The 13435-nt window shown below is 41.6% G+C and carries 13 protein-coding genes, 1 pseudogene and 1 riboswitch; of the genes and pseudogenes, 9 read left to right on the top strand and 5 right to left on the bottom strand.

The window, feature by feature from the left end:
- A partial coding sequence (locus AC5590_RS06170; protein ID WP_169268332.1) for a YebC/PmpR family DNA-binding transcriptional regulator occupies positions 1-617 on the top strand: 617 nt, incomplete at its 5' end.
- A gap of 647 nt (positions 618-1264) precedes the next feature.
- On the opposite strand, the gene AC5590_RS06165 is transcribed toward AC5590_RS06170, so the two are convergent.
- The 3 genes from AC5590_RS06165 to AC5590_RS06155 form a co-directional block, all read right to left on the bottom strand.
- Entirely contained in the window at positions 1265-1549 is a 285-nt protein-coding gene (locus AC5590_RS06165; protein ID WP_169268331.1) for a hypothetical protein, read from the bottom strand.
- 178 nt (positions 1550-1727) lie between these two features.
- The gene (locus tag AC5590_RS06160; RefSeq protein ID WP_169268330.1) at positions 1728-2132 is read right to left on the bottom strand and encodes a type II toxin-antitoxin system death-on-curing family toxin; all 405 of its coding nucleotides are present in this window, start codon (positions 2130-2132) and stop codon (positions 1728-1730) included.
- Positions 2129-2353 carry an AbrB/MazE/SpoVT family DNA-binding domain-containing protein gene (locus AC5590_RS06155; protein WP_169222733.1) on the bottom strand — a complete coding sequence of 75 codons (225 nt, stop codon included), beginning with the start codon at positions 2351-2353 and terminating at the stop codon, positions 2129-2131. Before AC5590_RS06155 ends, AC5590_RS06160 begins: the two co-directional genes overlap by 4 nt.
- A 726-nt stretch (positions 2354-3079) precedes the next feature.
- On the opposite strand from AC5590_RS06155, the gene AC5590_RS06150 reads away from it, so the two are divergent.
- From AC5590_RS06150 to tatC, 3 genes are all read left to right on the top strand, one after another.
- On the top strand, positions 3080-4336 hold the full coding sequence (locus tag AC5590_RS06150; RefSeq protein WP_169268329.1) for an FAD-dependent hydroxylase: 1257 nt from the start codon (positions 3080-3082) through the stop codon (positions 4334-4336).
- Between the two features lie 845 nt (positions 4337-5181).
- On the top strand, positions 5182-7374 hold the full coding sequence (locus tag AC5590_RS06145; RefSeq protein WP_169268328.1) for a lytic transglycosylase domain-containing protein: 2193 nt from the start codon (positions 5182-5184) through the stop codon (positions 7372-7374).
- Positions 7375-7467: 93 nt separating this feature from the next.
- Positions 7468-8277, top strand: a complete 810-nt coding sequence (tatC, locus tag AC5590_RS06140) for a twin-arginine translocase subunit TatC (protein ID WP_169268327.1) — start codon at positions 7468-7470, stop codon at positions 8275-8277.
- 48 nt (positions 8278-8325) lie between these two features.
- Here the strand turns inward: tatC and AC5590_RS06135 are convergent, their stop codons facing one another.
- Positions 8326-9327 (bottom strand): YeiH family protein, encoded by a 1002-nt coding sequence (locus AC5590_RS06135; protein WP_169268326.1) that lies wholly within the window; start codon positions 9325-9327, stop codon positions 8326-8328.
- A 202-nt stretch (positions 9328-9529) separates the two neighbouring features.
- Positions 9530-9605, top strand: a riboswitch (Fluoride riboswitch).
- Between the two features lie 44 nt (positions 9606-9649).
- Between AC5590_RS06135 and AC5590_RS06130 the strand changes: the two genes are divergently transcribed.
- Genes AC5590_RS06130 through AC5590_RS06115 form a run of 4 tightly spaced genes read left to right on the top strand, consistent with a single transcriptional unit; the run spans position 9650 to position 12122 of the window.
- Positions 9650-10045 (top strand): hypothetical protein, encoded by a 396-nt coding sequence (locus tag AC5590_RS06130; RefSeq protein WP_169268325.1) that lies wholly within the window; start codon positions 9650-9652, stop codon positions 10043-10045.
- Between the two features lie 38 nt (positions 10046-10083).
- The gene (locus AC5590_RS06125) at positions 10084-10257 is read left to right on the top strand and encodes a hypothetical protein (protein WP_169268322.1); all 174 of its coding nucleotides are present in this window, start codon (positions 10084-10086) and stop codon (positions 10255-10257) included.
- A 16-nt stretch (positions 10258-10273) separates the two neighbouring features.
- Positions 10274-10627 carry a CopM family metallochaperone gene (copM, locus tag AC5590_RS06120; RefSeq protein WP_169268324.1) on the top strand — a complete coding sequence of 118 codons (354 nt, stop codon included), beginning with the start codon at positions 10274-10276 and terminating at the stop codon, positions 10625-10627.
- 16 nt (positions 10628-10643) lie between these two features.
- On the top strand, positions 10644-12122 hold the full coding sequence (locus AC5590_RS06115) for a YncE family protein (RefSeq protein ID WP_169268323.1): 1479 nt from the start codon (positions 10644-10646) through the stop codon (positions 12120-12122).
- Between the two features lie 19 nt (positions 12123-12141).
- Here AC5590_RS06115 and AC5590_RS06110 read toward each other — a convergent pair whose 3' ends face one another.
- Complete coding sequence (locus AC5590_RS06110; RefSeq protein WP_169268333.1) at positions 12142-13062, bottom strand: LysR substrate-binding domain-containing protein; 921 nt, start codon at positions 13060-13062, stop codon at positions 12142-12144.
- A 181-nt stretch (positions 13063-13243) separates the two neighbouring features.
- Here AC5590_RS06110 and AC5590_RS06105 point away from each other — a divergent pair.
- Positions 13244-13435: pseudogene (locus AC5590_RS06105) on the top strand (YebC/PmpR family DNA-binding transcriptional regulator); the annotation flags it as partial.

Here is a 13435-nt window from a genome sequence, read left to right as displayed (position 1 = left end):
TTCAACTGCGTACCGCAATAGAAAAAGCAAAAGCGGCGGGTTTACCTAATGAGAACATTGAAAGAGCGATCGCCAAGGGTGGAGGTACACTCTCAGGTGATTCCTCTAGTTTAGAAGCAATTCGTTACGAAGGTTACGGTCCTGGAGGAGTTGCGATCCTCATTGAAGCCTTGACAGATAATCGTAATCGTACTGCTGCAGACTTACGTGTTGCTTTTAGTAAAAATGGTGGTAACCTCGGTGAAACAGGTTGTGTCAGCTGGATGTTTTCCCAAAAAGGCGTTTGTACTGTAGAGAGAATCGTCGATGAAGAACAGCTTTTAGAAGCATCTCTTGAAGGAAGTGCTGAGTTTTATGAAATGACACAAGAGCAAATTGCTGAAGTATTTACCGAAGTAGTGAATTTAGAGAACCTGAGTCAAACTCTCAAACAAAAGGGTTTTGGGGTGACTGATGCCGAACTACGCTGGATTTCTGCCAACAATGTAGAAGTGACTGCTCCAGATCAGGCACGCTCACTTCTGAAGTTAATTGATAGTTTAGAAAGCTTAGAGGATGTACAAAATGTTACCGCTAATTTTGATATGTCAGAAGAATTGATGGCTGTGATGGCTTGAACTTTGATATGAAATCTCACTTGTAAAATTTAAAATTGTTGCAATTAAAACACATAAAATACTGAAAAAGACAATGTTTAGAAGATCTAATTGTTAATTATCAGATGAAAAAATACTCTCAGCTTGCAACTTTTGGCTGTAATGATAATTTTGGAATTTGAGATGTCAAACCTGCAAAAATCGACACAAAAACTCCATGTCAAGAACATGAGACTGACATAACTGTATGAAATACTTAGATTATTGATTCTTCGATAAAAATTAAGTAGTCGTCATGAACTGCGTACACTAGAACATATGAAAATTGATTTTTTCTTCTGAGTTCTGAGTTCTGAGTTCTGAGTTCTATTTTCAAGCTAGATCGACCAAATTAAACGTAATCTGAGTTTGATATAACTTACACATTTGGGATGTTCCCAATTCCTATTCCTCCTCCTCGACACACATAACAGAATCTAACCCCGTTGCGTTCCTCAAGGTCCAGCGGGGTTTTTTTTATTTATAAAAAAGTTGACTAAAGTAACCTAATCTGTTACCTCGTTAACCTAACAAAGGCAAAAATTTACACAAAAACTCCATATCAATAACACTACAATGTCATATCTTCTTGGGATAGTTGAATGGTTGATTCTTGAGTGATAAAAGTTTCACATGAACAAGATTACAAAAGCTTTACTTCTGTCTCTTGTGGTTGCTGCTCCTGTAGCCCTAACTGCACCTGCTGTACACGCACAGGGAACAATGTCTTCTCCCGCCACAACGACATCACCCACACCAACTTCCGGTGCAACTACCAAGCCTAGTACTACTACCAAACCTTCCACGACTAAAAAGAAGAAAACTGGTACGGTAAAAAAGACTCGCACTCCTAACTCTGCCAAAACACCTACAGGTACTACACCCACAACATCACCTTCCACCTCTCCATCCACTCCTGCTTCACCTTCTCCTGCTCAATAAATAATAGTTAATAAGCGGGCTTAATCAGGCAAGCATCTCGTCAAAACTATATATCCTCATGCTCATTAAGCTTTGCTCGCTGTTTAGAATGGCGAGTATTTTTATTTGTAGCGTTGAAGCATCATAGATTTTTCTCAACTACCGATTTGGTCATTCTCCATACTCTATTGAGTTTTTTTGTATCCACACAGCTAACGATTCCTGTGTTTCTTCGCTAGAGGCTATTCCTTCCATCATTACAACTACTTCTACTTCTGGAGCGTCAAAAGAATAACCGTTTAGTTCTAAAAAAGTAGCCATTGCTACGAAGGATAATCTTTTATTCCCATCTACAAAAGCATGGTTTTTTGCAAATCCGTAACAGTATGCAGCAGCTAACTCAAATATCGTAGGTGTTGATTCGCCATAAACGAATAAATTTTTCGGTCTGGCTAATGTCGCTTGAATTAAGTTTTCATTGCTACCAGATAAACCGCCATGCTGATGTTGTTGGTCTGCGTGCATAGCTCTAATCATTGCCTCGTCTAACCAAAACGGTTCGTTTCCACTCCTCATTTTGCTAATTCGTGCAACGCATTCCTATACTTAGAACTTACTTTCTTGTATGCTTCCATCGCTTTTTCAAAATCAGGATTAGAAGCTGTGAGGTAAACACCATCAGCAGTTTCTGTTACAAATATGGTGTCACCTTCGTCAACTCTCAGTTTTTGTAAAATTTCTTTAGGTAAGGTAGTTCCTAAAGAATTTCCAACTTTACGAACTTTTAACGTATACATAGTTATCTCTTGCATTCTTAGGGTAATACTATTGTAATAACATTATTATCCACCAAATACACAATTAAGTTTCTATACCAAAAGTTTACGGTCACACGATAATGCTCTTATAGTTTATGCAGCGTGTGTGACGTTTATCGACACCACTCACCCGATCCTTGAAAACCGCATAACTTCGTTGACTGGTGTCGATTGTTTACCCAGTAAGCTTTTGCGACCTCAAAATTAATTTATTTCTGAGACAGTTTAATCACTTTTTCGAGATGCGTCGATTGGGGGGTCTGAAAGTCTCACCCAGTAAGGTTTCCAGAAGTTAACTCTTTCCACTACCTCTTCTCCGCAAGGAGATGGAAACTTTTTAGAGAAACGTCCCATCTTTCAAAACTCCGACTTTCCACTACCTCTTCTCCGCAAGGAGATGGAAACTTTTCAGGGTCTTGCTCTGAAAAAGTAATGGTATCTGTCTTTCCACTACCTCTTCTCCGCAAGGAGATGGAAACCACTATCGTCGCTATCACAGATGGAGATGTAAGTACTCTTTCCACTACCTCTTCTCCGCAAGGAGTACAGTTTCTTTCCGCTACCTCTTCTCTCTGTGTCCTCTGCGCCTCTGCGGTTCAAAAACACTTATTATTCTGGCAATTCGAGACTGACATCTCCTCAACTTGCTCTTCCTAGCCCCCTTGCGTCAAAATAAGAATGAAAACGCTGTAACTTATCTTAACAATGGCGCAAGCGCAGCTTCAAACCCCTAACCCTCCCCAAACACCGACACAGACGCGGGGATATGATTATGATTTAGTCATCGTCGGCGGTGGGATTGTTGGCTTAACCCTAGCCTCTGCATTGAAAGATTCCGGGTTAAGTGTGCTGCTGGTAGAAGCAAAAGTAGAATCAGCGGCGGTAGCCAAAGGACAAGCTTATGCGGTGCATATGCTTTCGGCGCTCATTTTCCAAGGAATTGGAATTTGGAACAAAATATTGCCCAACATTGAGACTTACCGCCGTGTGCGTCTTTCTGATGCTGATTATCCTAGTGTGGTGGAATGGGAAACTAAGGATATAAACACAAAAGATTTAGGTTATGTGGCAGAACATCAAGCACTGTTGCATCCCTTACAGGAGTTTGTCAAAAATTGTCCCAACGTCACATATCTGTGTCCTGCTCAAGTCCTTAATATCCAGTATCAGCAGGATGTGGTGACGATGGATGTTAAAATAGCAGACCAGATGCAGACGGTTCGCAGTAAATTAATTGTAGCCGCAGATGGATCGCGTTCCCCTATCCGTGAAGCTGCTGGAATTAAAACCCGTGGCTGGAAATATTGGCAATCTTGTATTGTTGCTTTTGTCAAACCAGAAAAACCCCACAACAACACAGCATACGAAAAATTTTGGTCTAGTGGTCCGTTTGCAATTTTACCTTTGCCAGGAAACCGTTGCCGAATTGTGTGGACTGCCCCCCATGAAGAAGCTAAAGCTTTGTGCGCCTTGGATGATGAGCAGTTTTTGACAGAATTAAGCAAGCGTTATGGGAACCAGATGGGGAGGTTGGAATTGTTGGGCGATCGCTTTATTTTTCAGGTACAACTCATGCAGAGCGATCGCTATGCCCTCCACCGACTCGCTTTAATTGGCGATGCAGCACACAATTGCCATCCCGTAGGCGGACAAGGTTTGAATTTGGGTATTCGCGATGTGGCTGCTTTGGCGCAAGTGTTGCAAGAAGCGGATGCTCAAGGTGAAGATATCGGTAACATTCAAGTTCTCAAACGTTACGAACGCTGGCGCAAACGGGAGAACTTGACAATTTTAGGTTTTACTGATTTGTTAGATCGAATGTTTTCTAACAATATCTTGCCAGTTGTGATAGTTCGTCGCCTTGGGTTATGGATGATGCAGCGAATACCTTTGGTAAAAGTCTTTGCTCTCAAGTTGATGATTGGTTTGAAAGGGAGGACTCCTAAATTAGCGCAGCATTAAAAACAGGTTATTTGCTGTTTATTATTCCTGTTCCCTCTTAAGAATCATTCAGGCAGCATCCTAAATGTTTCAATTTGTGGGTATAGGCTTTGATCTGATTTTGGTTAAAAAAATTTGGGAGCAAAATGCTCCTACGACTCGTCTTGTTTCATGCATGGGCATGCTTCCATCATTCTAAATTGCTATGACCATTTGTCTTGAGATCAAACAAAGACAAACGCAAAGAAAATCATGCAAAAATTATCGCTCGGTTATGAGTCACGAACTCTTTTTTAAATACTCTGACTACAAATTATTAGAATAGCTATTTGTGTTATTTTGACATCTTCCGTTAGAGGGATAAAGATATAACTATAGGTTGATTCAAGACTATAACAATTGATGGCTTTCTTCTCTCAATATCTGTATGATTTATAACGTCATCACATTTGAAAAGAGTTTGTATTAGTAATAAAGTTAACTCGTTCAGGTTGTCAGGAGTTATTGAGTGAGAGTTGTAAACGTTATTAATGTAGTTAACCCTAGTCTATTTGTATCTACTTATATTACTTAGTATTAATCAGTTTAACGATAAAAAAACATGGAGTCATTTTAATAACAAGCTGAGCGAGAAAATAAGTGTTTACTATGAAAAAAAGTCTTGATATGAAAAGTAGTATGTCTTAGTTCTCTAATCCTTAACAAAGATTACTTACGCAAACATTGTGTCAATAATTCCTAAAAGTTCAAAGTTAATCTCATCCTTGTTTCCGAATATAAAAAATATAAAAGTTAAAACTGAAGACGTTGACCACCAGTAATGCTAAAGTGGCAAGAAATTCATGTGAAATTTTCAGCGGGAATCGATGCTGAAGAAGCTACAGACAAAGCATATTTCTCTCATAGTGGGTGCCGGACTATGTGCCTTCTTAGGTGGGGCAATCCTGTCGGCTCCCGAGATAGGAAAATCAGTAAGTCAATGGCTTAAACCGCACAAGACTGAACCAGAGAAGCTTTCGGAAGAAAGCAAAGCGAAATCACCCGTTTTTGCCTTGGTATCACAATCTCCGCAAGAACGTGGTGCAAAACTAGAAGCACTAATAAAGGAGGGATCAAATTCAGCAGATCAAAATCGCGCTCGTTATCTTTTAGCAAGTGACTTAATTGAGCAAAAGCAAGCTGAACCTGCACTAAAGTTACTAGATGGATTAGACAGAGATTATCCAGTCTTTGCTCCGTATGTATTGCTAAAACAAGCGCAGGCACACGAAATTCTAGGACAAGAAGGCAAAGCCTCAGATCTGAGGCAGAAAGTAATCAAAGACTACCCCAAACAACCAGCTGCTGCTAAAGCCTTGTATCTGATTGGACTCCCGGAGTATCAGGACAAAGCAATAGCTGAATTTCCTTCTCATCCCCTTACCTGGGAAATTATCCGTAAACGGTTGGAGACAAATTCCAATCAACCGCAATTGCAGTTAATTTTGGCAAAATATGCCTATGACCAACCAGGAACTGTACCTGTGTTGAATCAGCTGGCGAACAATTCCACCCTTAAACCCGAAGAGTGGGAAATTGTTGGTTCAGCTTTCTGGGAAAATAATGAATTTGGCAAAGCAACGACAGCTTACGCCAAAGCAGGTAAAACACCCCTCAACCTGTACCGTGCTGGCAGGGGATTGCAAATAAGTGGAAAACGACCAGAAGCCCTTGTTGTCTATCAAGAACTTGTCAAGGCATTTCCCGATGCCAAAGAAACTAGCACTGGTCTGTTACGCTTAGCAGAAATGGCAACAGTACGTAAAGATGCTTTGCCGTATCTTGATCAGGTTATTACTAAATTTCCTGACAAAGCAGGTAAAGCACTGGTAGAAAAAATCAAAATTCTTCAAGCTCAAGATCAAAAAGCAGCGAGTGAGGCTACTAAGCTCCTGATTACCAAGTACGGTAATTCTGAGGAAGCGGCAGAATATCGCTGGAAAATTGCACAACAAAAAGCGAAAGCTAAAGATTATAAAGCTGCATGGCAATGGGCAGAACCGATCGCCAAAAATAACCCCAACAGTATTTTGGCTCCTAGAGCAAGCTTTTGGGTTGGAAAATGGGCAACAAAACTGGGGAAAAAGCAGGAAGCAAAACAAGCTTATGAGTATACCCTCAGCAATTTTCCCCATTCTTACTATTCGTGGCGAGCAGGGGCAACTTTAGGACTCAATGTTGGCAATTTCAACTCCGTGCGCCCGATGAACCCAAGCCTCGTCCCGTTCCAGCGTCCGGTGCCAACTGCTGGTTCTGAGACATTTAAAGAATTATACCTCCTTGCTCAAGACCGCGATGCTTGGTTGCAATGGCAAACCGAATTTCAGAACAAAATGCAACCAACAGTAGCAGAGCAATTTACTGAGGGTTTGATGCGGCTGGCAAAGGGAGAAAATATTATTGGAATTGACAAAATTTCCAAATTGGAAGATCGAGAAACACCGCAAGAACAAGCACAATATCAGGCTTTAAGCAAACAAGTCACTTACTGGCAAGCTCGTTATCCTTTCCCCTATCAAAAAGAAATTGAACAATGGTCCCAAAAGCGTCAGCTCAATCCTCTGCTAGTGACTGGGTTGATGCGTCAGGAATCACATTTTGAGCCAAAAGTCCGTTCTACAGCTGGTGCGGTTGGTTTAATGCAGGTACTACCAAGTACAGCAAAATGGATTGCCCCACAAATTCAGGTGGACAGCACAAAAATAAATTTGGAAAATCCCAACGAGAATATCATGTTCGGGACTTGGTATTTGGATCACACTCATCAGCAGTATGGTAATAACTCAATGTTGGCGATCGCCAGTTACAATGCTGGTCCCGGTAATGTTTCCAAGTGGGTACAAACCCTGCCAAAGGACGATCTAGATGAATTTGTCGAATCAATTCCCTTTGATGAAACCAAAAATTACGTGCGTCAGGTGTTGGGTAATTACTGGAATTACTTAAGACTCTATAACTCAGAAACTTCGCAGTTGGTAGGAAAATATTCGACTGTACACCCACAACTACCGGTTCAATGATGTCAAAAAGTACAGACGCGCTTAAGGCGCGTCTCTACATCCACCTGCTTCCCAGATACAATAGTTAGCAGGTGATGCCGTTCTAGCTAACTCATGACACCTCCACAAAACGTAGACACAACAACACCATACAGTGTTGACTTTGAACCAAATGGTGACTCAAAACCAGAAATAGATCCTATCGATCCTCTTGACGAGTTGCCAAGTGAAGTCGAAATGTCAATTTTCGATCACTTAGAAGAGTTACGACAACGAATTTTTTACTCGCTCATTGCTGTAGTAGTGGGTGTTGTTGGCTGTTTTATTGCCGTTAAGCCGATTGTTCAGCTGCTAGAAGTACCAGCACAGGGAGTAAAATTTCTGCAACTGGCTCCCGGAGAATATTTCTTTGTTTCAATGAAAGTTGCAGGCTACAGTGGGTTGGTTTTGTCTAGCCCGTTTGTGCTATACCAAGTTATCCAGTTTGTTCTCCCTGGATTGACTCGTCGCGAACGTCGCTTGCTGGGACCTGTGGTTTTGGGATCGAGTTTTTTGTTTGCGGGAGGGTTAGCCTTTGCGTATCTTTTATTGGTACCAGCTGCTTTGAAATTTTTCATCAGCTACGGTGCTGATGTTGTGGAACAATTATGGTCGATTGACAAATATTTTGAATTTGTCTTGTTGCTGCTGTTTAGTACTGGGTTAGCATTTCAAATTCCGATTATCCAAGTCTTACTTGGTGCTTTGGGAATTGTCTCTTCTGGACAAATGCTTTCTGGTTGGCGCTACGTTATTATGGGCGCGGTGGTTTTAGGAGCAATTCTGACACCTTCAACTGATCCCTTTACTCAAAGTCTCTTAGCAGGAGCAGTTTTGGGACTTTACTTTGGTGGTATTGGTTTGGTTAAATTGGTTGGGAAATGAAATTTTTAATTTAAATAGCGAAACCTATATAAGGAGTGACGCTTGCGACTAGCGCACGACTAACATAATCACACCCAGGGAAGTAGCGCTAATAAATATCCACAGCACTACACCCTGAAGCATCGGTTTCCAACCAACCGCTTTCAACATCCGTCGAGATAAACCCGCACCAATCAAAAATAGCGTTAGTGTCAAACCTGCTTCCGAGATGTGTGTTACTATAGGCGACCAAGAAGCAACCTGCGGGATAAACGTCCGCGCTATCGAAGCAAGGAGAAACAAACCAATAAACCAGGGTACTTGGGGTTTATGTTGCACACTCTCCCCTGACTTTTTATTCTGATGTTGGAATATATAACTTGCTGCTATTGAGATAGGTATAATCCACAAAGCGCGGGAGAGTTTAACGGCTGTGGCTGTATACAGCGCACTTTGACCATAGTGTGATGCTGCACCTACCACACTAGAAATATCATGAATTGCTACACCAGCCCAGGTTCCAAACTGTGTCTGCGTTAAGTGCAGCACATGTCCTAAAGGTGGAAACACAAACAAAGCCACGGCATTCAGAACAAAAACTGTCCCCATTGCTACCGAAATCTCGCTTTGTGCTGCGTTGATGACTGAACTGACTGCGGCAATCGCACTCCCACCACAAATCGCAGTTCCCGCTGAAATCAAGCCAGAAGCTTTAATGGGAATCTTCAACCACTTTCCTAAGAAATAGCCAAGAATGAAAGTAGCACTGATGCTACCCACAGCAAACAAAGCACCGCTTGCCCCTGCTTTCAACACAACGGCTAGGTTCATGCCAAACCCCAGCATAATTACAGATGCTTCTAGTAAATATTTAGATGCTGGGCGGCTAATTCTGTGAAATGGATTCTCGTGAGTCAGCGCCAAGAAAATTCCTAACATCAGCGCTATTGGTGGTGAAGCCCAAGGAGTCAGACAAAATCCAGCAGCTAGGATAAAGACAATTTTTCGATACAGGAGTTTTTGATCGCTAGTGAGTGAGGATAATTTTTTTGTGATCAGACTTCGCTTCATTTCAATCTCGTACTGAAGGGTTGATCTCACTTTAGGCATTTCAATTAATAGAAGCAAACGTTCTTTACTATTTAAACAATAGGTTTAAACTATTATTTACAGATTGGAAAATGACTACAAGCGCAAGCATCAAGAGGTTTTGTTCTTTAGCAAAGAAGCATAATCCAATATCTTGACAAGTTAGTCGAGATTTTGGTATTACAAAAACAGTGGTGATGAAACTCGCCTTCTGGAATAACCAGAGAACCGCCCTCATGGCTGATAGTTTCTAGTTCGACGCTACGTAAGCCTTCTCTAAAAAGATAGGTCACTAGAGCTAAGAATGATCAGCCAAGATGAGGTAAATGAAATGGGCGGGCTTTTTTTTAGAGTTATCAAAACTAACACAATAACTCCTAGGCATCGATTTTTAGAAACGCCAGAAGCAGATTTCAATCAGAATTCTGAAGCACTTCTAATAATTAAAGTGCTTAAAAACTGCTATTTGAATGGCACCAAATTAGTTATTGACTCAGTTGAGTCTAGCAAAAGTGTACTGAATGACTTTCAAACGCAACTAAAAAAATCTTTAAATATTGTAAAAACAAAACTAGCAGAATTTAAGAAGAGTCAGTCATACCAATGTTGGATTTTGCGAAAAGTTGAGTCAGTGGTTTGTAAACAGAAGTTGGCGGCAAGATATTGTTTGGGCGAAACTTTCGGGGGGTTACCACCATGAAAAGGTGTAACCTTCAGCTTTGATATAAGTTCAATTCTGTGTTCTCAAATGTTAAAACCACCACTGGAGAGCAAGGAACAGAAACAGTCAAGGCTTTAGTTACATTCAGCAATGCCAAGACTAAAATCCCTGTTGAATATACTTTGCTCTACAAACCCGTTTCTGGTAATTTAAAAATTGCTGAAGAAACCTGGAAAATTGTTAAGCCATAAAGCAACACTAAAAAATATGTCTTTCAATCTACCTTTTTTATTTTTATTATCAATTGGCATCCCAGTAGCGTCGATGATAATGCCACATCACACTCTTGCAAATCAGGCTTACGATCAAGCGATGTCCTCTATGCATACACAAATGCAGCATGTGCAGATGAATGGCAATCCTGATGCTGATTTTGCAGCCATGATGATTCCGCATCACCAAGGAGCCATTGAGATGGCAAAGGTTGAGTTGCAGTACGGGACAGATCCCCGTCTGCGACGACTAGCGCAAGAGATTATCGTCACTCAACACTCAGAAATTGAACTGATGCAGCTATCGCTCAAGCATCCACAATCACCCATGCCTTCATCGTCAAAATAAGTTTGAAAATATCTCTATGAAAAATCGAGCGATAATCGCTACAATCACATTTGCCATTTTACTAGGTTTAACACTGTCTGCCTTTGGTGGGCAAGTTCCTTATGCAGCATCTACACCGGATATTTCCATTACTTCGCGTGACCGGGTTTACACGGCTGACCAAACGTCTAATACAATTTCTGTACACAATCCCCAAACCAATAAACTATTGGGTGTGATTCGTCTGGGTAAAACAGCGCCAGAGAATTTGAGTCCCTTGTATACTGGTCAACTACTAGTGCATGGTATGGGTTTTTCGCCCGACAATCGCACCTTGGCGGTGGTTTCAGTCGGTTCCAACTCGGTAGCTTTTATTGATACCCAGACAAATAAAGTTAAGCACGTCACTTATGTTGGGCGATCGCCTCACGAAGCCTTCTTTACACCCGATGGTAGTGAAGTTTGGGTGACAATACGTGGAGAAGACTATGTTTCTGTGTTAGATAGTCAAACGTATCAAGAGAAACAACGCATCACTGTTGACAATGGACCTGGGATGACAATTTTTCGTCCCGATGGTAAGTATGGATTTGTCTGCTCTAGTTTCACACCCCAGACAAGCGTTATTGATGTCAAGTCCCATCAGGTGGTAGCAACAGTTAAACAAGCCTCTCCCTTCTGCCCAAATATTGCTGCAACTCCGGACAACAAGCAAGTTTGGCTGACGCTGAAAGACACGGGTAAAGTTCAAGTATTTAATGCAGAAGCCCCCTTTAATGTCACTGCTACCTTGGATACCGGACCGATTACAAACCATGTCAATATCGTCAGAAATCAGAAAGGTCAATTTGCCTACGTTACAGTTGGTGGTGAAAATGTTGTCAAAGTCTATACAACAACGAATACTCCAAAATTGGTAGCAACTATTCCAACGGGCGAGTTACCCCACGGTCTTTGGTCTTCTGGTGATGGTTCCCGTATCTACGTAGCATTAGAAAATGGCACTGGAGTCACCGCAATTGATACTTTGAAAAATCAAGTGATGGTGACGATTCCTGGTGGTCAATCCTCGCAAGCGATCGTTTATGTTCCCAATGCAGTTCCTACTGGAGATGGATTGGCAAATCTAGAGCCTTTGGGCAACTCTGGTTTAGTGGCTCATTTAGTGATGGGTGCCCCAGGATCGTCAGCGAAAAAACCCGCGACCACTGTAACAGTTAACAACCAGGGCATAATTGATTTACTAGAAGCAGCAGTGACTGGACTGCAACCTAAAAGTATGTATCAATTGGCGTTAGCGGAGCGTCCTAGCAAACCTTATGGTAAATTACAACCGCTAGCAAAGTTCCAAACTAACCCTTCTGGTGCGGCAATTGTCACGACATTGGGACCGATTAGGCAGGTTGTAGAAGGTAATGCAGGCGGACAATCTCGTCGGTATTTGGTAATTGTACCGTTGAAAGATGATGTTGCAGGAATGCCCGTGCAGATTCAGCTACAGCCAATGTCGAAGTAAAAGGAGCTATTCCACAGATTTACCCCGATACTAGCAATTGCTCGAACACTTGGCAGATACGGGTTTGAAAGCGTTCTCGATGCTTTAATAAAAAGAAGGGACGTGAGAGTGAATTTGCATCAGTAGTGTCTTTTGCCAAACCTGTAACCTTAATACAACGGAGCATATCAAGACGCAGTTCTTTGGTGATTATGAGGTTGGAAATCGCCGCAGCCCCTACCCCACTCTCAACGGCTGCTTTGACCATATCACCGCTTTTCATTGACAAAATGACATTTAACTGTATTAGTTCAATACCCCACTGTTTTAGCACTTGCTCAAACTGCTGACGAGTTCCTGACCCTTTCTCGCGCATCACCCAACCAGTGTTTGTTAGTTCTGTTACCTTAACTGTACTCCGCTCAAACCAAGGATGAGATTGACCGATAACGATTTGCAGACAATCTCCGCCCACAATTGTTTGCTGTAAAGAAGTTAAAATTGATGGCTCAACTTCGCCTTCTACCAAGCTAAGGTCAAACAATCCTGTAACCGTCCCTTCACTAATTTCAGTAGTGTTACCTAACGTACAGTCAACAGTGATGCCAGGATACTGTTGCTTAAATAAGCTGATGAAGCGGGGAAGCCAGTAATTACCTATTGTTTGACTTGCGCCTAATTTGAGTTCACCTCTTTGCAAATCGTTTAATTCGCGCAGTCCCCGTTCAGTCAACTCAACAGAGTCTAAAATTTTTTGTGCTTCTGCTTGCAGCATCCTCCCAGCAAGAGTTAGTTCAATCCGACGACCAATCCTATTAAATAATTTGACTCCATACTGTTCTTCAAGGCTTTGAATTGCAGCACTCACAGAAGGCTGGGTGATGTAAAGCGCCTCGGCGGCGCGAGTAAAATGCATATGTTGCGCCACCGCCAAAAATATCTGTAATTGGTCAAGGGTCATCCTTGCCATTGTAAAAGCGTTATATTTTTTGAGTGATAAATGCCCTTTTAATATTTATCATAGTTACCACTATCGTTATTGCAATTCTTGTGAATCATCTTGATATTCTTACGGAACTATGTAAAAGCTAGAATCAAGCTATATCGTATTTTTGAGTAGATAGTTTTATTCATTCCTTGATATGGCAGGACACAGTAAACGGGCAAATATTAAACGCCAAAAAGCGGTCGTGGATACAAAAAAAGGTAAGACTTTTGCAGTGGTCGCGTGCTATTATTGTGACGGCGAGAAATGGGGTTCGGGATCCAGCGGGAAATTTTCAACTGCGTACCGCAATAGAAAAAGCAAAAGCGGCGGGTTTACCTAATGAGAA

It is taken from the genome of Brasilonema octagenarum UFV-OR1 (assembly GCF_963888615.1).
GTDB classification, from domain to species: domain Bacteria; phylum Cyanobacteriota; class Cyanobacteriia; order Cyanobacteriales; family Nostocaceae; genus Brasilonema; species Brasilonema sennae.
Note: the sequence above shows the minus strand (reverse complement) of the source record. Positions and strands in the feature narration are given on the sequence as shown.

Coding starts and splice junctions, on each gene's coding strand:
- tatC (WP_169268327.1), top strand. CDS start 7,468: ATGACACCTCCACAAAACGTAGACACAACAACACCATACAGTGTTGAC.
- AC5590_RS06115 (WP_169268323.1), top strand. CDS start 10,644: ATGAAAAATCGAGCGATAATCGCTACAATCACATTTGCCATTTTACTA.
- AC5590_RS06130 (WP_169268325.1), top strand. CDS start 9,650: ATGATCAGCCAAGATGAGGTAAATGAAATGGGCGGGCTTTTTTTTAGA.
- copM (WP_169268324.1), top strand. CDS start 10,274: ATGTCTTTCAATCTACCTTTTTTATTTTTATTATCAATTGGCATCCCA.
- AC5590_RS06110 (WP_169268333.1), bottom strand. CDS start 13,062: ATGACCCTTGACCAATTACAGATATTTTTGGCGGTGGCGCAACATATG.
- AC5590_RS06160 (WP_169268330.1), bottom strand. CDS start 2,132: ATGAGGAGTGGAAACGAACCGTTTTGGTTAGACGAGGCAATGATTAGA.
- AC5590_RS06135 (WP_169268326.1), bottom strand. CDS start 9,327: ATGAAGCGAAGTCTGATCACAAAAAAATTATCCTCACTCACTAGCGAT.
- AC5590_RS06155 (WP_169222733.1), bottom strand. CDS start 2,353: ATGTATACGTTAAAAGTTCGTAAAGTTGGAAATTCTTTAGGAACTACC.
- AC5590_RS06145 (WP_169268328.1), top strand. CDS start 5,182: ATGCTGAAGAAGCTACAGACAAAGCATATTTCTCTCATAGTGGGTGCC.
- AC5590_RS06150 (WP_169268329.1), top strand. CDS start 3,080: ATGGCGCAAGCGCAGCTTCAAACCCCTAACCCTCCCCAAACACCGACA.